Origin of the sequence: Rhodococcoides fascians A44A (assembly GCF_000760735.1) — a bacterium.
GTDB lineage: Bacteria > Actinomycetota > Actinomycetes > Mycobacteriales > Mycobacteriaceae > Rhodococcoides > Rhodococcoides fascians_E.
Genome location: NZ_JMEX01000008.1, coordinates 2,296,556 through 2,320,896 on the forward strand (window position 1 = coordinate 2,296,556; position 24,341 = coordinate 2,320,896).

Consider the following 24,341-nt stretch of genomic DNA (forward strand, 5'->3'; position numbering starts at 1 on the left):
GCGGACGTGTCAGCCCTGAGATTGAACACACGGCAACATTTAACGGGCCGTCGGACGCGTCTTGACGGCAATTGTGCCGGCGTCGACTTCCCTTGCTTGCGGACCTCGCTCGATGCCGAGGGCCTAGCACAGTTCGGTACTGTCATCCGGTGACCGACAGTGGGCTGCTCGATCGAATCAGGACTGTTTCGGTGGTCGTCACCATCGTTGCGGTGGGAGTCGTGGTCGCGAGCTTCATCCCGTCGAGGGAGACCGGCTCGTCCACGACCGGGAATTTCGTCAGCGCGCCGGTCGACGTTTCCGCGGACATCCCGGGGTGCGACACCGTCGAACCACCGGTGGAGGACGAGGGCGGGTTGTACTCCCGGATTACCGTCGGTGGGGAAAGTACCTACGACAACCCTGATTTCCCGTGGTTCACCACTGCCAAGGCCGCGGCGATGTCCGAGGCCGTGCGGGCAGCATTGCCGGCCGACGTCGAGATCGATGTGGCTGCACCCTCCAATTCGCTGAACTTCGCTCCTGTCACCGATTTCGGCGACAGCGAGTTCGATCCGATGACCACCGCGCACGCGGAGTTGACGCGTGACGGTGTCACGGCGTTCGTCTCGGTCAACGTCGGGCCGTCGAGTGATGGCGTACCCCCATGTGTCGCGGGCGCTCTCGAACGGCGCGATATCGACGCCGACGGAACCGTCGTCGACAGTGGCGACTCATGGTACGAAATCGACGGCGTGCGGACCTACTCACGCTCGGCCACCGCCTATCGCGAGGACGGCACGCGCGTCAGTGTGTATCAAAGTGCCGATTCGTCGCCGGCGATGCCGCTGGAGCAACACGAAGCAGCGGCCGTCGCTTCGATTCCGGAACTGGCGATCTCGGCCCCGTCACCGACTGAAAGCCCGGTGCTCCAGGTCGATTGCTCGGTGTATCCGCCGGGCGACGGAACGGTGAAAGATCTGAGCCGCGAGGCCGTGGATGCAGCGAACGCAGCATTCACTGCGAGTTGGGCGGCAATTCCGGACGCACCGGCGTTGGACCGCCCCATCGGATCATTGGTCCCGGACGGTTTCGGGTCGGGAATCTGCACGGACGTGGGCGTCGGGGACGGCACCATTCGCTTGGCGGTGTCGGTTGCCGGCGGACAACCCCTCCCGACTGCCCCGGACCCGTACGATCCATCTCTTTACGGCCAACTACCGGTTCTCCGAACGCTGCCCGACGGATCGGTCGTCGAGTTTCTGGACACGGACATCACTCAGATGATGACGTCCGAGGACGGCACCGGGCTGTTGTCGCGATCGGTGACGGTCACTCGCCCGTCCGGAGTGCAGGTGTCGGCGCGGTCGACGGTCGAGATCGCATCAGGGGGACGAGCGCCCCTGACGCTTCCCGAGCCCCTGTCGGCCGAAGTGCTCGACGCCGTCGCCAACACCCCGATCGGACAGTGGCCGTGAGCAGAGCACGCAAGGACACGCTGCGGACCGCAGTAGCAGTGGTGGTCGCCGTGGCTGCCGTCGCGGCAGCGGGCGTCGCCCTCACTCGGACCACCCCCGATGCGCCCACCGACGATGCGTCGGTGGGCGACTGGGCCGAGTACAGCGAAGTGGAGTCCGCGACCACCACCGAGGCCTCGCCCGGTCCCGCACACACACCGGAATGGTCGACCGACGCGTCGGCCGCGTACGGGCGTGACTTCGCCGCCTTGCGTGCGCCTTCGGCAGGGCTGTTGTTCGATTCCAGCCTCTACGGCGTCGTCGACGGTGGCGACGTGCTGATCACCGCCGTCGGCTTGCCAGACCCACGAACGTACTCGTTCGATTCGCCGAAGCTGCTGGGAATCGACGCCGGTGACGGCACCGTGCGCTGGTCGGCGTCGCCCGGAGGTGTCGACACCTGCGCGAGTCGACTCACTCGCGGAGAACTGGTGTGCCTGGATTCGTACGCGGACGTGCCCGCCATCGTCGCCATCGATGCGCAGGATGGGGCCATGCGCCGAGTTCCCTTGCCGCGAGAATGGTTCACCTACGGAATCGAGTCCGACGGCGAATCGGTGTTCATCCTGGAGGGCAACCCGGAGGACGGTGAATCGGTCCTGCACGGTGGCAGCATCGACGCGCTGGCCGGCGCCTGGTCTCTACCCGTCACCGGGTTCGCCACCTGGGACGGTATCGAGTCGACATTGATACACGTGCACGACGATCGGGGCGTCATCACTCTCGGTAGCGACGCCGAGTTCTTCGATACGGTGACGGGATCGGCCGTCGACAACCTCGAATTACGCTCGCAAACAGCAGTCTTCGACACTGCGTCAGGCACCGAGGTATGGAAGCTGGAGGATCCGTACGCGATCGAGAAGACGATCGGACAGACTGTTTACTCCCAGGACGGCAGTTCGATCATCGCCGCTGACCGTGAAACCGGGGAAGTGTCCTGGACATGGTCACCGCCAGTGGATGTCGACGGGTTCACCGCGTCGGGAACGGTTGTCGAGGCGGAATCCGGGGTGTACTTCGTGAGCTCCAGCTCGATCGTCAAGCTCGTCGAATGAGACGGTGATCGTTTCCGGACCGTGCTGTCCCGGCATGCCGATCGGGAGCCTTCTACAGATCCAGTCCCGGTGACGACGCGAGAGCAACGAGCGTGTCGACAGTTACGATGCGGCACCGGAGTTCCATCGGGCGCCGCCGCACTGACGATGGGTCGGAGAGCTTCGCGGCTGATCTGAACGTGGTCACCCGTATAGGGTGTCGGTGGTGGGACGTCGGATAGGGCTGGTCTTGTTCGTTGTAGTCATGGCGGGCTTTGTGGCGTGTGGTGAGTACACCGAACCTGAGCCCAGGCCCGTGGCGTCCATCGGATCGGTCGACGACTTCACGTGTGTCTTGCCTCAGGACGTCGGCGCGTACCAGCGGTTTCCTGGTTCCTACGCCCCTTCCACCAACCCCCGTCCAATTCCAGGAACCGTGCCCGACTCGTTCGTTCCCGCTGAGGCTGTTGTGTGCGACATCGACCTGGCTCCTCGGATCGGCGCGGACGGAGTCGCGACCTACTTCGAGCGCCACTATTCGGGGGATTTCGGGTCTGCGATCCAGGCTTTCAATGCACCCTCGGCCCGGCGCGCATTCCTTCCGGGGTCGTGCGGTGATTACAGTCTCGCCGCTCCGGTCGACATGTGGTTGGTCGATGCCGACGGGCGTGCGGTACAACCGTCGTACCCTCTGTGGGACTGTGGCTTCGAGAACACCACTGCGTTAGGGGAAGTGCTCGAACTGCCGGAAAAGTACGCGATCCAGCACACCGTCGCTATCGATGCGGCCGGAATCGAATACTTCTATCACTGCTCACCCGTCTATTCGGCGCCTGTCGACGGGACGGAGAAAATCGATTTCCCCTTCTGGCCGTCCGGGTTCTGCTACTTCGACAACGTCGGGCAGTCTCCCGCGTTCGCCAATGCGAGCATGTTCAGCACGTCGGACATCAGTCCAGACTGGGAGGCACTGTTGCGCGGGCTCGAACATGCAGCCCCCTGCTCCGAGAGGAGCAACTCGATAGCGACGTCGTCGAGCGGCATGATGTCGTTGGACGGCACCACAGCTCAGGTGCACGTCGAACTCGGCGGCTGTAAAAGAATTCTTGCCGACGGATATGCCCCGCTTGCCGCGCCGGCTTACCTTGTCGACTCCATCGCAGCCGAACGGGGATGACGATGCGACCAGAGCGACTCGGTCTCGCAGTTCTGGCGTCGGTGAGTGGTGCGTTCGTTGTCGCGCTGCGAATGACCATGGAGGGCAGTGTCGGGTCGGGTGTGGTGTGCGCGGTCGTGGCTCTTGCGGCGGCAATGGTCCTCGGTGGCAGAACTGCTTGTGCAGCTGCGGTGTTGGGTGTTCTGATTCTGGCTGTTCCGTTCTCGGAACCGGTGACGGGCGTTGCTGCGGGTTTGGTTGTCGGTGGCCTTGCCTCCGGACTTGCCGGGACCCGAGCAGCGCTGGGCGCGTTGGTGGTCGGCACCGTCGCGGGCTTTGCGTTGTCGCCGATGTTCGAGTCGATCCCGCGGCGGTACGCCGACTACCTCTCGGAGCCGGTCATACCGACAACCCATTACGTTGCGATGGGCGTTTTCGCGGTGTTGCTGTTTGCGGCGTTCTGGGCTGGCCTCTTCCAGTCGGCGGGAACAGGTGACCCGATCACGGCTGCGGATCGACGACGGTTCATCGTCGCCGGACTCGGGCTGCCGGCGTGCCTTTTGGCTGCTTTGTCGTTCGAGTTCTTCGAGCGGTGGCCACTGGCGCTGCTGATGATCGTCGTGTTCGTCGGTGCGGCGTTCGTGTTGCCTGGGTCGACGGGCATGGTGGTGCTCGCGGCGCTGGTGACTCTGGCGTCGGTGGCGTCTCCGGTGTACGGGTCCGAGTCCGGTGTCATCTTGGTGGCCGCTCTGATCGCAGGTCTTGGGGTGGGGTGGAGGTGGTCGCGACCTGTGGTTGCGCTGGCTTTGTTGGCTGTCGGGGTCGTCGCCGAGGCGTTGGGCGTTTTCCTCATGGGGATGGCGTTCGTGCCGTTGGCGTTGGGGATGTTGTACGCGTCGGTGCGTCCTTCGAGTGCGCCGGCGACGGTAATTGCCGTCACCGCGATTCCGCTTGCAGCGGCGATACCGATCACCGTCCAGTACGGGTGGACCGCGTACACCCCTCTGACCAGCGCATTGACTGCCCCCTATTCGTGGCTGTGGGCAACGTCGTTGGTCGCTGTCGCTGCATCGGCCGTCGGCGTGGTGGTGCTGCAGCGGCGACGGAACGGCGGCGTTTAGTTCAGGTCCGTCGCTCCCGGGGAAGGACGGCGGCGAAGCGGAGAAGAAAGTCGCGGACGACGACGAGTGTGGTGTCGTCGTAGTCGGCGAGAGCGGTTTCGAGGTCGGTGGATGCCCGGCGTATGAACGGGTCCATTCGTTCGCGCGCGAGCGGCGTGGAGCGCAATGCCACGCTTCGCCGGTCGGTGCTTTCCCGGCTGCGGCGCACGAGCTCCTGCCTTTCGAGGCGATCGATCAGTGCGGTCGTCGCCCCAGAGGTCAACCCGATCCGGGCTGACAGCACAGCGGGAGACAGTGGTGTGCCTTCGTTTTCGGCCCAGATGATCTCGCCGAGCGCGTTGCCGTCGCTGGTCGGCAGGTTCATCCAGCGAGCCAGCTGATACGCGGACTCCTGGTAGCTCACCGCATAGTGACGAAGCGCTTCGAGCGTTTCGGTTCTCACTGTCGACATCGGTCGATCCTTTCGGCCAGGCGGTGATCAGGCGCGCAGAAGCGGATAGTCCGCAAGCGTCGGAACCTGCTTCTCGTGCGTCAGCAGGTTGGCTTGAAAGAACCGGCGTACCGGTGCCGAAGCCGCGACTTTGTACGCCGAATGCAGGACTTTCACACCGACTTTCGACGACGGGTGGAGTAGCCGAGCGCTCCCGCGTCGCATCCCTTGTGCGCTGTCTGCGTACGCGCGCATCTGCTTCTCGTAGCGGCTGAACGCTTCTCGATGGTTGTCTGGATTGGCTGCGAGTTCGCCGGTAAGGATATGTGCCCCGACGAGGGACAGTGTGGTGCCCATGCCGGTCGGGCCGGATCCCCATGCAGCGTCGCCGATGAGCGCGACGCGGCCCTTGCTCCACGTGGAAACGAGTACCTGTTCCATACGCTGGGTGTAGAAATCTTGCGGCCGCTCGTGAAAGCCGTCGAGGATGCGTTCGGTTTGCCATCCCGCCCCGCGGAATCGTTCTGTCAGGATGTGCAATTGGGCATCCACCGGTAGGGATTCGAATCCGAAGGGCTCGGATTCGAAGGACAGCGACGCTCGTATCGTGCCCTCGTTGTCGGGCCGCAGCGTTGCAACGCGGCCTCCGCCGGCTGTGCACCAGTCCCAGGTATCGACGTCGGTGGGAAGGCGATCGATGGTGCCGTAGGTGATGCTGACCCCGAAATCCCGCAGCGTGGTCTCGTCGTCGAACACGATGCGTCGGGTTCGAGAGCTTCGACCTTCGGCGACGAGTACGAGATCGAAGCGTTCGGTGCTGCCACCGTCGAAGGTGACGTCGACACCGGACGAGTCTTGCTCCACACCGACGACGTAGTCGCCGAACCGCTGATCCACGTCGCGGGGAACGATGTCGACGAGAATCTGTGCGAGCCGTCCGCGGAGGATTTCAATCTCTGCGGTCGGTCCGTCCTGGCCCTCCTCGCGAGGAAACACCGCGTGGGGCGTCCCGTGCCGGTCGACGAACCGCGTGCCCTGCTCGCCGGTCAGATTTTCCAGAATGGTGTTCTCGACGCCCATTCGACGTATCACGTCGCGCCCGAGTCCGCGTATGTCGATGTTCTGCCCGGTCTCGCGCGGAGCTGGAGATCGCTCGAGAAGGGTGACGTCGCATCCGGCTTTGGACAGACCCCATGCCAACGTGGGCCCGGCGATGCTCGCGCCGGTGACGAGGACCCGAGTGGGCCGGTGATCCGATCTCGACATGGTGTTCCTCCCGCGAACCGATCAGGTATCGCTGTGACGAAGTTACTTTACTGTGGAGGTACATGCCCGGCTGCAGGTTGCCGCAAACCCGAAGACGTGAACGTGCCGGCGGGTCATCGCGAACAGTTCACTCATCGCAGGCAATCACCCTGCAAGCAGTGCCTCGGCGATCATCGCGCCTACAGCGGCGGCGCCGACCGAGGTCATGATCGTTCCGGCGTGATCGAGTCCGGCCAACGGGCGGACGGAGGTCAGGTCGACGGCCTCGATGTCCTGCGGTGAGTACATCGGCGGAGAATCGGCTCCGACGCTCCACTGCGCGTGCAGGAATCGAATGGGCACCGTCAGTTCCTCGAATCTCGAGCGGCCGAAGAACACGTCGGTGGCGTCGGCGACGACTGCATCCGCCGACAGCCGGACGGCGCCGTCGACCAGGTCGTGTTCGGCGTATTGCCGGAGCAGCGGGTCGGCTGGGTCGAGTAGGGGCAACGACGTCGAGACCAAGAATTGGATGTAGTCGTCGACACTGTTCCAGTGCTGCTGCGTTCGGGCGATCCTGTCCCCGAACACTGCTGCAACGTTTTCTTGCGTCAACCCCTCGGGCGGTCCTACCGGCACGCCGCCGTCGACGAGGACGAGGCTTTTCACTCGGGAGGGATAGCGGGCCGCGAACTCGACCGCCACGAACGCACCCATCGACATCCCGCACACGTGCACCGCCTCCTGGCCCAGTGCATCGACAACCGCATCCAGGTCCTCGGCGTGCTGGGCCAGTGACGACGGACCGGTGACGTCCACACTGTCACCCCTCCCGCGCAGATCCGGTGCGACGAGTGTCAGGTGCGGAGCCTCCGCGTGCAGCCAACCCCACAGTGTGCGCTGGCTGGAGACCCCGTGCACCACGAGAATGGATTCGGTGGTGCCGGAGAGAGTCTCGACGGCGATGCTTCCGCCCGCTACAGGTACCCTATCGATGGACATGACCGACACGTTATCGGCTGGAGACGAAGGACAACGGTGAACCGGTCAGCTACGCAGTGGGGGCGGAGCACCCAGCGAGCGGCACGTTCTCGGCGAGGAACGCCAATTGGTCCCGAATCACTGCCGAAAAGAGTAAATCGACATAGGGATCGAAGTGACCGCCGGTATAGGTGCGGACCGTGGCTGTGCGGATCTTCTGTGCAGCACGGAGGGCGACCGAGGCGGGAGTCACCGTGTCCTCGGACATGATCTGCACCAACGTGGGGCACGCGATCGCCGACGCCGTTCGGCCGGGCGAGTACAGCCCGATCTTCAGCAGAATCCGAGCTGCGACGGTCTCGGGGTAGTCACCGTGGGTGAGGCCGGATTCCTGCATCATGCGATCGCGACCGGAGTTCGCATCCGGCGACACCATCACAGCGCGCGTTCCAGGCAGGCCGACGCTGTCGATGTAGTGCGGTGGCTTCTTGCGAAGTGCGCGCACGACGTCTTTGACGGCCGAGGGCAGGACACGCAGTGTGTGCCGGAATCCGACGGCACGGACCGCGGCGATCCCGTCGATGTGAGGTACCTGCGCGATGACAGCGGCAAATTCGACGCCGGTGCCCGCGAGGGTGAGTACGTGGCCTCCGGCGAAGGATGTACCCCATCCGACGATCCTGCTCGGATCGACTCCGTCGAGCGTCCGCGCGTAGTCGACAGCAGCACGCCAGTCGGCGAGTTGTCTCGGTATATCGAGCAGTTGTCGTGGTTCGCCGTCGCTGTCACCGAAGTGTCGGTAGTCGAATACACACACGATGTAGCCCGCCGCAGCGAAACGTTCCGCGAACGCGTACAACCGCATTGCCCGGGGCGTACCGAAGCCGTGTGCCATGACGATCGCCGGAAGCGGTGTTGCGCTTGCTTCCTGGGGTCGAAATATGGTTGCTGCGCAGCGGATACCGTCGGAGGTGAACGATGCTTCGGTGCGGGTGAATTTGGAACGTTCGTTGGTGGTCATCGAGCATCTCCTTGCGATTCGCAATGAGCGAGTCAGTGTTTGAACGGATTCAAGGTCTTGCCCAGGAAGTACCCGAGCCGGGTGGGAATCGGCTTAGCTGCGGCTGCGATCACCTTGTTCACGACGCCCGGTATGCACACCGGTTTGCCCGCCTCGACTGCCCGCCAGCCCTCCTGCACAACGGCTTCGGGGTCTTGCCACAGAATCGACGGTAGTTTCGAGGTGGCTGCATCGCGGGTCCCCATGACGTCGTGGAACTCGCTGTGGGTGAAGCCCGGGCAGAGCGCAGTGACGTGGACGCCGTACGGACGAAGCTCCATGTCGAGAGCTTGCGAGACATCGAGGACGTAGGACTTGATGCCCGTGTAGAGCAAGCTTGCTGCCGGCGGCATGAAGGCAGCCAACGACGACAGATTCACGATCCGTCCGTATCCGCGCTCCTTCATGCCGGGGACCGTCAGGTGTGCGAGTTCGGTGACGGCGGTGATCATCACCTGGATCTCGGCGGCGAGCGCGTCGAACGGCGCGTCCGCGAACGACGAGTTGCCCGACATGCCTGCGTTGTTGATCAAGATGTCGATATCGATGCCGAGGGAGTTCGTGCGTTCGACGATCGTGCGCGGGGCGCTGTTGTCGGTCAGGTCGGCGACGACGACGTCGCAGCGCACGTTGTGCCGCTTCGCCAGTTCGTCCGCAAGTGCGACGAGCCGTTCCTCGCGACGTGCAACGAGAACGAGGTTGTGTCCTTCCGCGGCCAAGTGGCGCGCGAATTGCGCGCCGATACCAGCCGATGCTCCTGTGATCAGCGCTGTTCGTCCGGTCGTGGTCAATGCAGGCCCCCGTCTCTTGAATGGTCATCAAGAACGGTAGCAGTGTCTTGATGGGCATTCAAGATAGGATGTCCGGCATGCCGAAAAACCGCGGACTACATGACAGGGAGGCGAAGCGGGCCGAGATCATCGGCGTCGCTCGCGAGCTGTTCGTGTCCGACGGTTTCGAGCGCACATCCGTCAGTCGGTTGGCCAAAGCTGTCGGCATCACGGCGAACACTCTGTACTGGTATTTCGAGGACAAGGACGACATCCTGGTCGCCGTTCTGACGGCGATCGTGGCCGAGGACGCAGCGGACTACGCCGACATCGCCGATCGTCCTCTCGCCGAACGTCTCGAATGGCTTGTCGAGCGGTTACAGCGAGTGGGGCCGTTGGTGTCCACCGTGCATGAACGTGCGACCAAGTCCGACGTCATCAACATCTGGCACAACGGCTTTCACGCGTATGCCGAATCAATCTTCGCTGTCGACGTAGCCGCGTCGGGCTTCTCCGGACCGGAGGCAGACGCAATGATCCGCATCGGGACGTTCGTCGTCGAAGGTCTTCTGACACACGCGCCGTCGCCCGCCGCGACGCGGGCTGTGATCGACCAGCTCGTCACTGCGATGTCCCACGGTCGTGTTCCGGGCGGTTGACGGCCGACTCGATTCGACCGACCGGATGGTGCGTAACGACGACCATCAGCCGGACGAAAGGGCTGCGAGGAGCGAGAACGGAGTTCGGGCGGGGAAGCAGGGTGTGGACTGATGCGAGTCCATCGTGCAGACAGCGGGGTCGGTGTTCGCATGACTACACGCACAGCAATTCTCGCGACGGTCGTTGCCGTGGTGACGTTCTCGGCAGCGGCATGCACGGTGGTCACAACCGGGCCCGACGACGATTTCGGATACGAAGGAGCCACGCTCGGTGTCGCGGATTTCGGCGGAGGAGGGGACTTCGGGGGTGACGACGGTTTCGGTTGCTCGTCTAGACCTGGATGAGGGCGACCGCTGGGGTGAGGATGCCGAAGTATTCGGGCGCCAAGGGGATCAATCCGGACCATCCTGGTATGCGGCCGTAGACCATGACGACGACCGGGCCGCTGCCGGTGGGCAATACGGCGGTCCTGTCGATGGTCGGGTAGAGGCCGTCGATCGTTCCTGGTGCGGTGCCGAGGAATTCGGTGATTCCCGATTGCCCCGTCCTCAGGTTGACCCATCCTGCGTGGAGTTCCGACGGCTCGTACTCCAGCCAGCGCTGCACGACGGTGATGGAGCGGGCCGAGTGATCGATGACGGCGTCGATCCGCGATCCGGGGAATCCGCCCGTCGGGTGGGCGAGGTTGACGGTATCGACGGTGCCTGCGACAGGTGTGGGCGCGGTGGCCAGCGCAGCGATCTCGGCCGGTACGCCAGCGGAGCGCAGGGCGGATACCGGATCGACGGCCGGGTGTGCGTGCGCAACGGCGCCGGCGCCGAACCCGACGAAGATGGCCATGACTGCGGCCGCGACCATCGCCGCGACCTTACCGAGTCGAATCATCTGTCTCCGATCCTCGCTGCACTCGCACCCGAACCAGGGTGAGCACTCCTCAGTGTGACGTGTGGGCTCGGCCTGGTGGTTCATTGTGACGGGATCGTTGTGCAGCATCTGCCCACCTCAGGGCGCGACCAGGCATATGGGACCCAAGGGAACTGCAGGGTTGACGTCGATGGTCGCGATCGGTCCGCCCGCCGAGGTCTGGTAGGCCATCAGCGAGTGTTCGCCGGGTGCAGTGGGTGTCACCAGAGTGAACTTGTGCCCGAGAATCGTTGGTGAGTACCAGTATCCGTCGAACTGCCACATGAATTCCTCGATGGGCATCACCATGCTGTAATCCATCGGCCCGATGTCTGTTCGAGGCTCCGAGAAGCTCTCGGTTCGAGCGACCGCGACATAGGTGCATCCGACGCCGTACTGGGTTGTCGGTCCGAAGCTCAGCCCGGGGAGGATGTCGAGTGAGACGACCTCTGCGGACGCGTTCGGGGCAGCGAACACCGCCGCGCCTGCGCAGGCAGCGAGGACGGAGGCATAGCGGGCAAGCCGGATCATTTTCATTCCACTTGGTCGGTTGGAGTCCGGTGCGTGTTACACAGGTCATTGCGGAATGTCTTCGTCGGTGGACTCACACCCACCCGAACGCCAGCGCGACGTTGTGCCCGCCGAAACCGATGGACGTGCTGAGGGCGTAGTCGATTCGCTGCTGACGGCGATGAGTCACCACATCCAGATCGATTGCCGGATAGTGCTTTTCGAGGTTCAGGGTGGGCGGCAATTCGGAGTGCTCGAGGGTCAGCATGGTCAGGATTGCTTCGAGCGCACCGACAGCACTCGCTGAGTCTCTCCGAAGGTGTGGATTCGACGACGCCTTGGAGCGTGCGGCGGTGCTGGGTGCGGCATTCCGTGGTCTTCTTGTCGACCGGTTCGCCACTGGCGATGTAAGCCGAACCGACGCCGCAGCTGCAGCGCTTTCCGAATGCGTTGCCGCTCGGTAGCGGGCTGCTGCGTATGTCTGTCCAGTCGACCCGCGAGATGTCCCGGCTTCGCCCACACAGTTGGCGAGGTGCTCCCACGTTGGAGTCGTAAGGAGAACGAACGTGGAGGTTCCTTGATTACCTGCGGTACCGGAGCGTCGTCACCGGAACGCTTACCGGTGCGAGATGATGTCCGAATGTGGAAGCTGTCCCTCTGGTTTGCTGTGCTCGGATCGCTGATAGCCGTCCTCGGGAGCGGTGTCGGGGATATCGCGCCCGGACGGGATTCGAAGGATGTTTTCGACGGCGGAAGCAGCCTGACCGTGCGGTTCTACGGGCCGGACTGGGAGCAGCTGTGGCAAATTGCGGTGGTGGGCGCGGTGCTGGGCGCGCTGATCGGCGTTGTCCTGCACCTCGCTGGTGTTCGAGTAGCCGCCGGCACAGGGAACCGCTTCGGGCGCGTCGTGAGTGCGGGTCTGGTGGGTATCGCTGTAGGCCTTGCGCCAATTCTGGCCATGGTGCTCGACGCCGTGAACGCGTGGCAGCCGGGCTACAGCGTGGCCGTGGAGCCGGTGTCGTTGTTGACGACGTACGCGGTGTGCGCTGGTCTCGCGTACTGTGCAGCATTGCTGTTGGTGTGGTCCATTCTTCGTGTAACCGGCGACGATTTCGGGCCTGGCACGACGAAGCGTGCGGCCGTGTTGTTGCCGGTCGGTGGCATCGCGGCGACGGCCTGTGGTGTGGGAACGGCATGGTTGTACGACTTCACGACACGGCCGTACGTAGTAGTGTCGTCAACTCTTGTTGTGATGCTTGTTCTTTCGGCCACGTTGGTGGCGGCGAGGGTATGGGCAGCCGGTGGGAACACTCCTCGATCCGCTACCGGCGACGCACCGACTGGCTCGGTGTGAAGGGGTTCGTTCCCTATGGTTAGGGCAGAGGCGGTGACAGTGAGGCCGAGATCCCTTTGTTGCTGAGCGATTTTCTGAGGATGTCGATTGCGACAGCGAGCGCGGGCGAGGGATTGGCAGGGTCCCATGCCATGGCGATGCGGAGAGTCCGTGCGGGTCCTGTCAGCGGAAGATACTGCACGCCGTCCATGGTGAGGAGTTGGGTGGATGCGACGACCACAGCAACGCCGACTCCCGCACCCACCATGGCGAGCAGGCTGTACGGGTCGGGTGCCTCGTGCGCAACGGAGGGCGCGAAGTCCGCGTCGGCGCACATCGTGATCGTCGCGTCGCGCACCACCGACCCGTGTTCGGCCGGGTAGAACACGAAGCGCTCGTGCGCGAGGTCGCGCGGATCGACTTCGGATGCACCGGCCAGGCGATGGCCCGCAGGAACGGCGAGGATCAGCACTTCGTCGCTGACGGTCACGGTCTTCAGATGCGGCGGCGCGGGCAGGCCGACGATCCCCATGTCGAGCGTTCCGTCGTCGAGGGCATCGACTACTTCCCCTGAGTACAACTGGGGCCGGAGTGCCAGCTCGATGCCCGGATGAGCGTCGGCGATCGACCGCGCCAGACGCGACAGTGCCTGATAGCCGCTCGCTCCACCGAAGCCGATCCGGACGGATCCGATTTCCCCGGTCTTCGCGGAACGGGCCACAGTGTGGATGACCCCGAGCTGGGCTTTGATCACTCGCACCGGTTCCAGTAAAGCTGTGCCTGCTTCGGTGAGCTGCACCGAGCGCGTGGTGCGGGTGAACAAGTCGGTTCCCAATTCGCGTTCGAGCGCGCGCACGGTCTGGCTCAGCGGTGATTGGGCGACGTGCAGCTTCTCGGCCGCGCGGCCGAAGTGAAGCTCCTCAGCGACGGCCAGGAATGCCTCCAGATGTCGCAACTCCATGTTCGCCCTCTCGTGGCAGAGCAGTCCGCGACCAATTGAGCTTCACTACCACCTAATAAGCCGCAATTACATCTTGGACTCTACAAGAAAAAGCGGGAATAGTGATCTGCATCGCACTCATTGGCCCATGCTCGACACGGATCACAGAGTCAGGACATCAGGTGACACATTCTCAACACGGTGACGGCGCAGAGGCGCCCATTCACGACTCGAAGAAGGCGCGCAAGGCAGGTATCACGGCATTCGCGGGCACGACGATCGAATGGTTCGACTTCTACATCTACGGGACCGCTTCGGCGCTCGTGCTGGGCAAGTTGTTCTTCCCGGATGCGTCGCCCGCGGTCGGGACTCTCGCTGCCTTCGCGACATTCGCTGTCGGATTCCTGGCGCGTCCGCTCGGCGGCATCATCTTCGGGCACTTCGGTGACAAGTTCGGCCGTAAGAACGCCGTGGTCATCACACTGGCGATGATGGGCGTGGGCACGGTCGGAGTGGGGTTGCTGCCCACTTACGAGACGATCGGCATCTGGGCGCCCATCGCGCTGGTCACGCTCCGTGTGGTGCAAGGAATCGCTATGGGTGGTGAGTGGGGCGGTGCCGTCCTCATCGCCACCGAGTTCGCTCCTCCCAAGAAGAAGGTCCTTTACGGCGCGTTCGCTCAGCAGGGTTCGCCCGTCGGGAACCTGATGGCGACTGTCGCCTTCCTCGCCTTGACCGCGATGTCGGACAGCGTCTTCGAATCATGGGGTTGGCGTATACCTTTCGTCGCATCGGCGCTGCTGGTCGTCATCGCCCTCTACATCCGTCTGCACATCTCGGAGACCCCCGAGATGCAGAAGGCGGTCGCGAAGCAGGAGCGGACTCGTTTGCCGCTCGTCCAGGTGCTGCGTTCGCACCCGATCGAGCTGGTTCTGGGCGTCGGTGCAGTGGTCGCGGGCGTCGCCATCACGTACGTCAAAACCACCTTCGCGTTGTCGTGGGCGACGACGGATCTCGGGTTCGATCGGAGCGATTTCCTCCTCGTCATCACCCTTGCGTTGGTTGCGCAGGTGCTCATCCAGCCTTTCGGCGCCATCCTTGCAACCAAGATCGACCCGTCCAGGGCCATCAAATGGATGCTGCTTCCCGAGCTGATCTTGCTTCCGTTGATGTTCGTCCTGATCCAGACAGGGTCGGTGGGCTGGGCGATGGTCGGAATGATTCTTGCTACCGCCCCGCACGCCATGTACTACGCAGCACTCGCGGGAATCCTGGCCCAGGTCTTCCCGACCAATGTTCGCTACACCGGGATTTCTCTCTCGTATCAGTTCTCGACGGCGATCTTCGCCGGTACAGCCCCCCTGCTCTCTCAGTTTTTACTCACCACAACAGGTTCGATCTGGGTGGTCGTCGGTCTTGGGCTGTTCTACGTGCTGTTGTCGGTTGTCTGCATGTCGGCGCTTCTGCGCCGGGGCAAGCGGCTCGCACTGATCGCGGCAGACGACTCGTCGACACCACCGGCACTCAGCACCACCGGAAAGGCCTGACCAATGAACTACGCACGCCGTGACCCTGCGCTCCACGCCGTTGTCCGTCGCTGGACCGACGGGGACGATCGAGTGAAGCTCGACGCCCTGCTCGACACCCTGGGAGAGGACGCGGCGGGGAGACTCGATGCTCTCGCCGCCGTCGCGGACAAGAACCCGCCGGTGCTCCGCCAGTTCGACCGCGACGGCATCCGCGTCGACGACATCGACTATCACCCTGCGTATCTCGAACTGTGCGACGCTGCGTACAGTCGATACGGCCTCTCGGCTCTCTCGCACCGAGGATTGCACGGCTGGGATGCGGCCCCTCCGCACCTGGTGAAGTACCTGGCGTCCTATGTGTTCGTCCAAGCAGAGTTCGGCCTTGCCTGCCCAGTGTCGATGACTGACGCAGCAGCGCGTGTTCTGAAGTTGTTCGGAGATCCTGATGTCTTCGATCGGTGGATCGACGGTCTCACTTCCACCGATCCGGCCACCTCGATGACCGGCGCGATGTTCATGACCGAACCGCAAGCGGGAACCGACATTGCGATGACCGAGACCGTGGCCGAGTCGCGCAACGGTGAATGGCGCCTCACGGGCAAGAAGTGGTTCGCGTCCAACCCCGACGCCGATGTGATCGTGACGCTCGCCAGGTTCCCCGGCGGCGAGGACGGTTCCACCAGGGGGGTGGGCATGTTCATGGTGCCGAAGACACTCGCCGACGGCACACGCAACAGCTATACGATCGACCGCCTCAAGGACAAGATGGGCACCAGGTCGATGCCGAGTGGCGAGGTCACTCTTACCGGAGCGTTCGCGCTCCAGGTGGGGCAGTTGGACCGGGGGTTTCTGCAGATGGCAGAGATGGTCAACACGTCGAGACTGTCGAATGCGATGCGCGCCAGTGCTCTGATGCGCAGGTCTGTCCGTGACGCCGTCGACCACACACGTCAACGAATCGTGTTCGGTAAACCCCTGTTCGAGCATTCGCTGATGCGTGCCACCCTGCTCGAGCTCTGCTTGGAATCGGAGGCATCCCTGGCGATGGTCGGCTACAGCGCGCAGTGCTTGCAGGCAGCTGACGCCGGCGACCCCGCTGCGAAGCAGCTGATTCGCGTACTGACGCCGCTGGCAAAGCATTTCATCTGCAAGAAGGCGCGCGTGGTCACAGGAGAGGCGATGGAGGTGCGGGGCGGAAACGGATACATCGAGGAGTGGGCGTATGCGCGTTTGGTGCGCGATTCGCACCTCGGTTCCATCTGGGAGGGTTCGAGCAACGTCATCGCACTGGATGTGTTGCGGTGTTTGCGGAAGTTCGACGCGCACCGGCACATTGCCGCCGCCATGACGTCGATGCTGACCGACCTCGGATCCGAGTGCGCAGACGGCCGGGCGGTTCTCGTCGACGCGTGGGAACAACTTGTCGAGAGAGGCGACCGTCTGTTGGCTGGTTCGAACGACTCAGCCGAGGCCGGGTGTGCGCGGTACGCGAACGCGCTCGCGCAGACGATCATGCAGACCTTGTTGTTCGACCTGGCAGACCATTCCATCACCACCACGGGTGACTACCGCGGACTGTTGGTGGCCAACGCATACCTCGACCGTTCGGACGACGTCTCGGCCGAGGCGCTGCGCCATCTCGAGGCTGTCGTGGACGGAACCCCCGTCGATCGTGAATCCGCACTGCGCGTCAGCTCTTTGGCGGCTTCGACGGTGGGTGCGCTGCGATGAACAACGCCACCCGTCAGGGGCCGGCACCGCTGGCCGGTATCAAGGTGCTCGATCTGTCGAAGATCCTCGCCGGACCGTACGCCACCATGTCCCTGGGTGATCTGGGTGCAGAGGTGACCAAGATCGAGCATCCCGACGGCGGCGACCCGACTCGCGCGTGGGGACCACCGTTCGTCGGCGATGACGCCGCCTATTACCTCGCGATCAACCGTGGGAAGAAGTCGGTGACGGTCGACCTGAAGTCGGACGAGGGGCAGGCGGTGATTCACCGCATGCTTGCTGAATCCGACATCGTGGTCGAAAACTTCAAGCCCGGCAGTGGTTTACAGAAGATCTTCGATTACCGAGCACTGTCCGAGCGGCACCCCCACCTCATCGTGTTGCACATCTCGGCCTTCGGCGACGAAGGACCACTGCGTGACGAACCGGGCTACGACATTCTCGCCCAGGCAGCGGGTGGGCTGATGTCTCTCACCGGCGAGCCGGGTGGCGCGCCGGTCAAAGCCGGCTTTGCGATGGGTGATCTGGGCGCCGGCCTGTTCGGCACGATCGGTATTCTCGCTGCTCTGCACGAACGTTCGCGGACGGGTATAGGCCAGTACGTCACGACCTCGCTCTACGAGTGCCAATTGGCGCTGCACGTGAACTGGGCGACGAGCTACTTCGCCACCCGGGAGCGGCCGGTCGCCATGGGGTCGGCACATCTCAACCTTGTTCCCTATCAGGCATTTCCTGCGTCGGACGGGCATTTCGTCGTCGCAGTCGGCAACGACACTCAATGGGGACAGCTGTGCCGTGCCATCGGACGCGACGATCTGGGGGCGGATCCGCGGTTTCTGCACAACCGCGACCGTGTCGACAATCGCGACGCTCTCGAGAAGGAGTTGTCGTCGGTGTTCGTCACGGCGTCGGTCGAGTACTGGTGTTCGCAGCTCAACGCTCATGCGGTTCCCGTGTCGCCGATCCTGCATCTCGACGAGATCTACGAACACCCGCATACCGCAGCATTGGGGATGGTGGAGACCGTGCAGCACCCGTCGATCGGCCCGCTCGAGCAGGTAGCGTCGCCGATCAGTTTCGGGGGAGTTCGGCCCACGATGGCAAGCGCCCCTCCCGAACTCGGCGCCGACACCGACGAGGTCTTGGCCCGATTCTCGGAGGACCGTCACCTCTGACGACTGTCACCTATTACGGACGTCGCCGACGCGAAGACTCGCGAACTCTCTTGCCGAACGAACGCACAACATACGGAGGAATCTTGTCCGCTCTTGTCTCGATGGAAAAATTGTTCGGTCTCGATTCGCTTCTCGAACCCGAAGAGATCGAAATTCGTTCTACAGTGCGGAAGTTCGCGTCGGATCGAATCCGGCCGCACGTCGCCCAGTGGTTCGAGGAGGGCACCCTGCCTGCGCGGGACCTTGCCAAGGAGCTGGGGTCCCTGGGCGTTCTGGGAATGCACCTCGAGGGATACGACTGTGCCGGGATGAGTGCCACAGCTTACGGTCTGGCATGCCTGGAGTTGGAAGCCGTCGACTCCGGTATCCGTAGCCTGGTGTCGGTGCAGGGTTCACTGGCGATGTTCGCACTTCACCGGTGGGGCAGCGAGGAGCAGAAGCAGACGTGGCTGCCGCCCATGGCGCGCGGGGAGGCCATCGGTTGTTTCGGGCTCACCGAGCCGGACTTCGGATCCAACCCCGCCGGTATGAGAACCAATGCGAAGAGAGACGGCGACGACTGGATTCTCAACGGTACGAAGATGTGGATAACCAACGGCTCGATCGCTGACGTCGCCGTGGTCTGGGCCCAAACAGACGAGGGTATTCGGGGATTCGTCGTGCCGACCGACACCCCGGGCTTCTCCGCGCCGGAGATCAAGAAGAAGGTTTCGCTCCGTGCGTCGGTTACCTCCGAACTCGTTCTGGACGGTGTGCGGCTGCCGGCGTCGGCGATGCTCCCGACCGCTCAGGGCTTGCGCGGCCCGCTGAGTTGTCTCAACGAAGCCCGCTTCGGGATCGTGTTCGGCTCGATCGGCGCAGCGCGTGACTGCCTGGAGACGGCCGTCGAGTACTCGATGTCCCGTGAAGTGTTCGACAAGCCCCTCGCCGGTTATCAGCTGACGCAGGCCAAGATCGCAGATATGACGCTGGAGGTCGGCAAAGGTCATCTCTTGGCGTACCAGTTGGGTCGGCTCAAGGACAGTGGCGGTCTCACTCCCGAGCAGGTCAGTGCGGGCAAGCTCAACAACGTCCGCGAAGCAATCGACGTGGCACGGACGTGTCGGACCATCCTCGGAGCGAACGGCATAACCCTGGAATATCCGGTGATGAGGCACGCCAACAACCTCGAATCCGTGCTGACGTACGAGGGGACTACCGAGATGCATCAACTCACCATCGGCAGGGCGATGACGGGAGAAGCGGCGTTCCGGTAACCGCGCCGGCGCACGAGACGCGACGACGATCAGAGCCTGTACACCGATTCGTATTCGTACCACGGGCCGTCGAGGTGAGTGAAGGAGCTGTCCTCGCTGGCGGATCCGGTCGGTGGATGGTCCGGTGAGTACACCCAGCCGCTCGTGAAGCTGAAGAAGATGGTCGAGTTGTCGACGAAGTAGACCTCGCCTGGCGTGTAGCTGTTCGCACGATCGATGTCGAAGGGCCCGATCTCGAACTCGTCGCGGTACGTGCCGGGGTTCTCCCGAAGGTCGATGGCGATGGCTTCGAACTCGACGCGCTTGTCGAGGAACGTGGTGGAAGGTCCCCACACCACGAACGCGAAAGCGCCGAGGACGACGATGGGCGCAGGCACTATCCACCAGGACCACCGGCGGTCGCGGCCCAGCACATACAGGGTTCGGATGGCCCAGATCAGCCCGGTGACGGTCAGGACTGCGAGGACAACCAGGTGGGCGAGTAGCGGGTCGAGCCAGGTGTGCGCGCCGAACGGCGACGGCCAGAAGTTTCGCTTGACACAGACCCACACCGCGGCGGCAACCGTCACGAAGGTCAGCAGTATCGGACCAGGCGGCTTGGCCAGGGTCGGCTCGGCCGTCAGCCGCCGATAGACCCAACTGTCGAGCGATGTCCTTCGCACCATCGAGTCAGCGTATCGGCTCTAGTGTTCGGAGCCGATCTCCTGCATACCGATTGCTCCGAGCAGTTCGAGCTTTTCGTGGGTATCGGTGCCGGGCGCTCCGCGGAAGAGGACGAGGCGTTGCCCGGACGGCGGGCTGATGACGACGTCGCATTCGCAGTCGAGCAGTCCGACGCGTGGGTGCTGCAACCGCTTTCGCGTTTTCGCTACTGTGTCGACGTCGCCGAGTTCCCAGATCCGCGTGAATTCGTCGCTCTCGCGGTGTAACTCGTCGATCAGGCTGGTTGCACGGGTGTCGTCGGGCCGCCGTGTCACTGCGACGCGGAGGTCGGCGACGTAGTTGCGGCTCAGGTGGTCTCGGTCGTTGGGCGCGTACAGCGCGCGGTAGTCCGGGTCCAGAAACCAGTGCCAGATGAAGTTGGCGTGAAAACCGCTTTCGCCGACGAGTTTGCCGAGCAGTGCGATGTTGAGTGGGTTCTGTCCGACGATGTTGTGCATGTCGTCGGTGATCAATGCCGGCACGCGGGGAGCGAGGGCGTCGAGGACGGTCATCAGCCCGGGGTCGGCGAACCCCAGGGCGACGGCGGGTTCGGGTGGGTGGTGTCCGGCGAGGACGTAGAGGTGGTCGCGTTCGGCGAGGGTCAGGCGCAGTGCACGGGCGATGGCGCCGAGCATGGCCGGGGATGGTTGCGGTCCCCGGCCTTGCTCGATGCGTTCGTAGTAGTCGGTGGACATGGTCGCGAGCATCGCCACCTCGTCGCGGCGCAATCCCGGTGTTCGACGACGCGGACCGGCGGTCAGGCCGACTTCGGCGGGCCGCAGGCGGTCACGCCGGTTGCGGAGGAACTCTCCGAGTTGCTGCTGCTGAAATTGGGGCATGGCCTGGCAATCTGTGTCAGTGGCTGCGGCCGCTGAGGGCGTGGAGTACCTCGTCGTATCGGCCTTCGGCGGTGGCGTTGCGTAGCCACTTTACGCGCTCGACCAGTATCTCCTTGGCCTCGGGCTGCGCGGCGAGCAGGGACATGACCTCGTCGAGGTACTCGTCGAACGGCATGGCCGACGGGCTGTCTTCCTGGCCCATGAGCGTTGTCTGGACGGCCGGAGGTGCCAACTCGACGACACGGACAGCGGTGTCGGTGAGCTGCACGCGTAGCGATTCGGTGAACGAGTGAACGGCTGCTTTGGTCGCGCTGTAGGTGGGCGTCACGGGGAGGGGAACGAACGCGAGCCCGGAACTGACCGTCATGATCGTGGCACGCGGCTGGGCCTGCAGGTGCGGCAGGAACGCGTGGACGAGACGGATGGTGCCGAGGAGGTTGACGGTGACCGTACGTTCGGCGACGTCGATCGATGCAGGGTCGAGGAGGTTCTCGGGCTCCATGATTCCTGCCATCGTGACCAGGGTGTTCAATGCCGGGTGCCGCTGGGTGAGGGCGGCTGCAGCGGCGGAGATGGACTCCGTGCTCGACGTGTCGATTTCGATGGTGTCGATTCCCGGATGGGCGGCTGCGATCTCGCGCAACAGCGCTGTGCGACGTCCACCGACGATGACGGTGTTGCCCTCGGCTTGGAGTCGAAGGGCCAGACCCAGGCCGATGCCCGAGGTAGCGCCGGGGATGAAGATCGTGTTGTTTCCGTCTGAGTTCATGCTTCGACTGTGCGCCCGTTCGGGCTAACGAACCACACCCTGCTTATCCCCGGACCGGCGATCCGGGTCTCGAGGCGTTCGGTGGCTCGGGAGAAACGAGAACACCGGCGGTCACCGTTGCCGATGACTGCCGGTGCCAGGTGTTCGGTCGCTCAGATTTCGCCGGTAGGCGCGGTGTCGGAGCTTCCCGAGAACAGCTGAGCGAGCAGAAGCAGAAGGGAAGGGGTGATTTCACTGGACGAAAACACTGTTGAGCTCCTCGAGAGTTGGGGTCGGTGTAGGTAGCGAGATCGGTGATCCGCCGGTACCGGCTCCATTGGTATCAGAGCCAGCACGCACCCGCGACCGGTGCGGGCATAAAAGTCTGAAAGCTTTTGTTTCGCACCTGAACCGGCGGATTGTTACCGGCTGCGTATCGGGCTCCAGCACGGTCTCCGAGCGAGTAAACGAGCGTCAGTCTGCTCATAGCCAGAGGGTGCAGTCACCTGACGTCTTTCGGCTGAGGAACGGTATACAACCAGGTGTGGCTCAGTTCGACGGGCGTCGGGTCATCGCCGACGAGCCGGGGACCATGTCGTCGGTGACGCGGGCTTCGAACCCGAAGCGTTCGTACAGCCTTCGGCTCGCGGGAGTCGTCGATTCGAGGAAGGCCGGCGCGGAGCCGACGTGGTCCAATCGGTGCTGAATCAATTTGGTGCCGACTCCGGTGCCTCTGGCTCGTGCTGAGGTAGCGATGTCGTGGATGTACCAGTGCGGTTCGTCAGGCCGCTGATCGTCGATCGCTCGATCATGTGCCTGTCCGGCTTCGGTGGGACTGAAGCTGCCGGATCCTTCGCGGGAGCCGGGAGGTTCCCAGATCAGTGCGCCGAGCAGCTGTCCATCCTCGTCGACTGCGACATCGACGTGCTCGGGTTCGCTCTCGACCTCGCTTGCGTAGAACTCGGCGAGTGCGCGGCGGCGGGACGATGAATCGGGAAGATGCGTCGCCCACACCGGATCATCCTCGAATGCTTCGCTGAAGATCTCACCGATTTCGCCTGCGTCGGCTGCGGTTCCGGGCCTGATCGTCGCCACGGGTGGATCCTCTCGTCTTGTGTGTGAGTCGGTGCTAGTGGTCCTTCTTCAACTCGTCGGCGAGCGCGAACAGCCGACCGAAGTACTCGTCGTTCAGCACTGAGGTTGCGGCGATCTTCGCTTCGGCGTCGAGCCCGAACTGCAGGTCCACCAACTCGGCACCGATCGTGATACGCCGCTCGTCCAACTGCCGTAGCTCAGCGGACAGGGCCTCGACTTTGGTGGCGGCGTCACTGTGATCGGACATGTCTCGCATCGTAGTGGACTCGTAGCCGGCAGAAGCCGAGCGCAAGTTCCGTGAGGCGGTCGCGCGCATTCACCAGGTGGTAGAGCGAATCAATGCCAGGCCCGGTCAGCGTGAGGCGACGCAACTGCACGTCGAGCCCGGCCGGGTTATGACATGCAAAGATTTGGCCGAAATTTTTACATGTACCCGAGATGTGGCAAGTTTCTTGCTACGTCCTCTTGACCTGAACAACCGCTTCCTCCCGATCTTCTGGTCCTGCTGCAGTCCTGCTTCGACGAGTGCAGCCAGCTTGCTGCGCGTCCCAGCTCGCCAGGATCTCCTGTGAGGTCATCCGGCCAACCCGAACCGGCGGAGCCCGTCCGCAAGTTGCTCGGTGCCACCGACGTTGCGGATGGACGGATCCATGGTGGTGCCGTCGAGAATGATGTAGCGCTTGTTCTTCACGGCGGTGAGCTGGCTTGCCACGGGGTCGGATTCGAGGAACGCGATCTTGGCGGCCGCGCTGTCTCCGTCGCCACCGCGGTCGAGGTCGGCAAGGACGAGGGCGTCGGGATCGCGGTCGTAGACGGCCTCCCAGTTGATCTCGGGCCAGTACTGGTTGCTGTCGGCGAAGGCGTTGGTGGCGCCCACCGCCGATGTCATGAGTCCGGGCGCACCGCAGCAGCCCGCGAGGTATGGAGTGCGGGTGGCGGCGTACCACCAGGCGAGGCTGACGTCCTCGGCACCGAGATCCGTGGTCGCCTCGGCAGCCCGATCACGCAAGCTCGTGACCAGTTCTTCGCCGCGTTCCTCGACCCCGAACAGAGCCGAGACCTCACGGATCTCCGCGTAGAGGTCGTCGAGCGTCAGCGGTCGTGTCTGTTCTGCTTCCTGCCCGCTGCACTCGCTGGGAGATTGGTAGGTTGCAACACCCATCTCGTCGAACCGGTCGCGGCTCGCGATGCCCTCGGAGGTGAAGGTGTAGTCGAAGGTGGCGTAGACGAAGTCCGGGTCTCGATCGAGGACGGTTTCGAACGACGGGAACTCGGCATCGAGGGGTTCGACTTGCGCAAGCGCGTCTTGGAGCTCGGGAAGCACACCGTCGTCGCTGATTGCGTACCCGACCATCCGGTCCTGGAGGCCGAGCGCGAGCAGTAGCTCGGCGGCGGGCTGATTGACGGCAACCGCTCGCTCGATGGGTTCGTCGATGGTGACCGTTCGATCGCAGTTGGTCACAGACGCGGCGGCGCCGTTCTCCGCGGATGCGTCGCCGCTGTCAGAGGAACAGGCAACTGCCGAACCCGCGATCAGGACGGCGAGAACGGTGGTGGTGAATCTGGGTGTGGCCATGCGCATACAGGAACGCTCGCTTCGTCGGGGACTCGGGTCGCGGAGTCCGTC

At 63.7% G+C, this 24,341-nt stretch carries 25 protein-coding genes and 1 pseudogene; 11 read left to right on the forward strand and 15 right to left on the reverse strand.

The window, feature by feature from the left end; translation table 11 throughout:
* Positions 1-149 precede the first annotated feature (149 nt).
* From BH95_RS23125 to BH95_RS23140, 4 genes are all read left to right on the forward strand, one after another.
* A complete protein-coding gene (locus BH95_RS23125) occupies positions 150-1,457 on the forward strand; it encodes a hypothetical protein (protein ID WP_244165103.1) in 1,308 nt (435 codons plus the stop codon).
* On the forward strand, positions 1,454-2,551 hold the full coding sequence (locus tag BH95_RS23130) for a PQQ-binding-like beta-propeller repeat protein (RefSeq protein ID WP_244165104.1): 1,098 nt from the start codon (positions 1,454-1,456) through the stop codon (positions 2,549-2,551). Before BH95_RS23125 ends, BH95_RS23130 begins: the two co-directional genes overlap by 4 nt.
* 244 nt (positions 2,552-2,795) lie before the next feature.
* The gene (locus tag BH95_RS23135) at positions 2,796-3,707 is read left to right on the forward strand and encodes a hypothetical protein (RefSeq protein WP_157773131.1); all 912 of its coding nucleotides are present in this window, start codon (positions 2,796-2,798) and stop codon (positions 3,705-3,707) included.
* A gap of 2 nt (positions 3,708-3,709) precedes the next feature.
* Positions 3,710-4,807: a hypothetical protein gene (locus BH95_RS23140; RefSeq protein WP_037184358.1), complete on the forward strand. Its 1,098-nt coding sequence runs from the start codon at positions 3,710-3,712 to the stop codon at positions 4,805-4,807.
* Position 4,808: 1 nt separating this feature from the next.
* Here BH95_RS23140 and BH95_RS23145 read toward each other — a convergent pair whose 3' ends face one another.
* The 5 genes from BH95_RS23145 to BH95_RS23165 all read right to left on the reverse strand — a co-directional run bounded on the left by BH95_RS23145 (position 4,809) and on the right by BH95_RS23165 (position 9,314).
* Positions 4,809-5,258 carry a MarR family winged helix-turn-helix transcriptional regulator gene (locus BH95_RS23145; protein ID WP_244165106.1) on the reverse strand — a complete coding sequence of 150 codons (450 nt, stop codon included), beginning with the start codon at positions 5,256-5,258 and terminating at the stop codon, positions 4,809-4,811.
* Positions 5,259-5,285: 27 nt separating this feature from the next.
* Positions 5,286-6,503 (reverse strand): FAD-dependent monooxygenase, encoded by a 1,218-nt coding sequence (locus BH95_RS23150; RefSeq protein ID WP_037184361.1) that lies wholly within the window; start codon positions 6,501-6,503, stop codon positions 5,286-5,288.
* A gap of 144 nt (positions 6,504-6,647) precedes the next feature.
* The gene (locus BH95_RS23155) at positions 6,648-7,484 is read right to left on the reverse strand and encodes an alpha/beta fold hydrolase (protein ID WP_244165107.1); all 837 of its coding nucleotides are present in this window, start codon (positions 7,482-7,484) and stop codon (positions 6,648-6,650) included.
* 49 nt (positions 7,485-7,533) lie between these two features.
* Positions 7,534-8,484: an alpha/beta hydrolase gene (locus BH95_RS23160; RefSeq protein ID WP_037158626.1), complete on the reverse strand. Its 951-nt coding sequence runs from the start codon at positions 8,482-8,484 to the stop codon at positions 7,534-7,536.
* A 32-nt stretch (positions 8,485-8,516) separates the two neighbouring features.
* On the reverse strand, positions 8,517-9,314 hold the full coding sequence (locus BH95_RS23165; protein WP_037184367.1) for an SDR family NAD(P)-dependent oxidoreductase: 798 nt from the start codon (positions 9,312-9,314) through the stop codon (positions 8,517-8,519).
* Between the two features lie 77 nt (positions 9,315-9,391).
* Between BH95_RS23165 and BH95_RS23170 the strand changes: the two genes are divergently transcribed.
* Together BH95_RS23170 and BH95_RS23175 are read left to right on the forward strand one after the other, a co-directional pair.
* Positions 9,392-9,952 carry a TetR/AcrR family transcriptional regulator gene (locus tag BH95_RS23170; RefSeq protein ID WP_037185457.1) on the forward strand — a complete coding sequence of 187 codons (561 nt, stop codon included), beginning with the start codon at positions 9,392-9,394 and terminating at the stop codon, positions 9,950-9,952.
* Positions 9,953-10,102: 150 nt separating this feature from the next.
* Positions 10,103-10,297: a hypothetical protein gene (locus tag BH95_RS23175; protein ID WP_157773133.1), complete on the forward strand. Its 195-nt coding sequence runs from the start codon at positions 10,103-10,105 to the stop codon at positions 10,295-10,297.
* Here the strand turns inward: BH95_RS23175 and BH95_RS23180 are convergent.
* The 3 genes and pseudogenes from BH95_RS23180 to BH95_RS28400 form a co-directional block, all read right to left on the reverse strand.
* Positions 10,284-10,838, reverse strand: coding sequence for a hypothetical protein (locus BH95_RS23180; RefSeq protein ID WP_033188977.1), 555 nt, complete (start codon positions 10,836-10,838; stop codon positions 10,284-10,286). The two genes, BH95_RS23175 and BH95_RS23180, sit on opposite strands and share 14 nt — an antisense overlap.
* Positions 10,839-10,955: 117 nt before the next feature.
* Entirely contained in the window at positions 10,956-11,387 is a 432-nt protein-coding gene (locus BH95_RS23185) for a hypothetical protein (protein ID WP_080738081.1), read from the reverse strand.
* A gap of 73 nt (positions 11,388-11,460) precedes the next feature.
* Positions 11,461-11,673 (reverse strand): annotated as a pseudogene (locus tag BH95_RS28400) (beta-ketoacyl-ACP synthase); the annotation flags it as partial.
* Between the two features lie 333 nt (positions 11,674-12,006).
* On the opposite strand from BH95_RS28400, the gene BH95_RS23190 reads away from it, so the two are divergent.
* Positions 12,007-12,720 carry a hypothetical protein gene (locus tag BH95_RS23190; RefSeq protein WP_037184374.1) on the forward strand — a complete coding sequence of 238 codons (714 nt, stop codon included), beginning with the start codon at positions 12,007-12,009 and terminating at the stop codon, positions 12,718-12,720.
* Between the two features lie 19 nt (positions 12,721-12,739).
* On the opposite strand, the gene BH95_RS23195 is transcribed toward BH95_RS23190, so the two are convergent.
* Positions 12,740-13,660 carry a LysR family transcriptional regulator gene (locus BH95_RS23195; RefSeq protein ID WP_020110614.1) on the reverse strand — a complete coding sequence of 307 codons (921 nt, stop codon included), beginning with the start codon at positions 13,658-13,660 and terminating at the stop codon, positions 12,740-12,742.
* A 161-nt stretch (positions 13,661-13,821) separates the two neighbouring features.
* Between BH95_RS23195 and BH95_RS23200 the strand changes: the two genes are divergently transcribed.
* From BH95_RS23200 to BH95_RS23215, 4 genes are all read left to right on the forward strand, one after another.
* Positions 13,822-15,186 carry an MFS transporter gene (locus tag BH95_RS23200; RefSeq protein ID WP_052060137.1) on the forward strand — a complete coding sequence of 455 codons (1,365 nt, stop codon included), beginning with the start codon at positions 13,822-13,824 and terminating at the stop codon, positions 15,184-15,186.
* Between the two features lie 3 nt (positions 15,187-15,189).
* Complete coding sequence (locus tag BH95_RS23205) at positions 15,190-16,899, forward strand: acyl-CoA dehydrogenase family protein (RefSeq protein WP_037184377.1); 1,710 nt, start codon at positions 15,190-15,192, stop codon at positions 16,897-16,899.
* Positions 16,896-18,074, forward strand: a complete 1,179-nt coding sequence (locus BH95_RS23210) for a CaiB/BaiF CoA transferase family protein (RefSeq protein WP_037184380.1) — start codon at positions 16,896-16,898, stop codon at positions 18,072-18,074. The genes BH95_RS23205 and BH95_RS23210 overlap by 4 nt, the downstream gene beginning before the upstream one ends.
* A 101-nt stretch (positions 18,075-18,175) precedes the next feature.
* Entirely contained in the window at positions 18,176-19,330 is a 1,155-nt protein-coding gene (locus tag BH95_RS23215) for an acyl-CoA dehydrogenase family protein (protein WP_371828340.1), read from the forward strand.
* A gap of 29 nt (positions 19,331-19,359) precedes the next feature.
* Here the strand turns inward: BH95_RS23215 and BH95_RS23220 are convergent, their stop codons facing one another.
* The 6 genes from BH95_RS23220 to BH95_RS23245 form a co-directional block, all read right to left on the reverse strand.
* A complete protein-coding gene (locus tag BH95_RS23220; protein ID WP_037184383.1) occupies positions 19,360-19,995 on the reverse strand; it encodes a hypothetical protein in 636 nt (211 codons plus the stop codon).
* A gap of 18 nt (positions 19,996-20,013) precedes the next feature.
* Positions 20,014-20,871, reverse strand: a complete 858-nt coding sequence (locus tag BH95_RS23225) for a helix-turn-helix transcriptional regulator (protein WP_037184386.1) — start codon at positions 20,869-20,871, stop codon at positions 20,014-20,016.
* A 16-nt stretch (positions 20,872-20,887) separates the two neighbouring features.
* Complete coding sequence (locus tag BH95_RS23230; RefSeq protein ID WP_033188985.1) at positions 20,888-21,640, reverse strand: SDR family oxidoreductase; 753 nt, start codon at positions 21,638-21,640, stop codon at positions 20,888-20,890.
* Positions 21,641-22,168: 528 nt separating this feature from the next.
* The gene (locus BH95_RS23235) at positions 22,169-22,714 is read right to left on the reverse strand and encodes a GNAT family N-acetyltransferase (protein ID WP_037184389.1); all 546 of its coding nucleotides are present in this window, start codon (positions 22,712-22,714) and stop codon (positions 22,169-22,171) included.
* 34 nt (positions 22,715-22,748) lie between these two features.
* Positions 22,749-22,961: a hypothetical protein gene (locus BH95_RS23240; protein ID WP_020110622.1), complete on the reverse strand. Its 213-nt coding sequence runs from the start codon at positions 22,959-22,961 to the stop codon at positions 22,749-22,751.
* Between the two features lie 327 nt (positions 22,962-23,288).
* Positions 23,289-24,296 carry an ABC transporter substrate-binding protein gene (locus BH95_RS23245; RefSeq protein ID WP_037184391.1) on the reverse strand — a complete coding sequence of 336 codons (1,008 nt, stop codon included), beginning with the start codon at positions 24,294-24,296 and terminating at the stop codon, positions 23,289-23,291.
* Positions 24,297-24,341 lie beyond the last annotated feature (45 nt).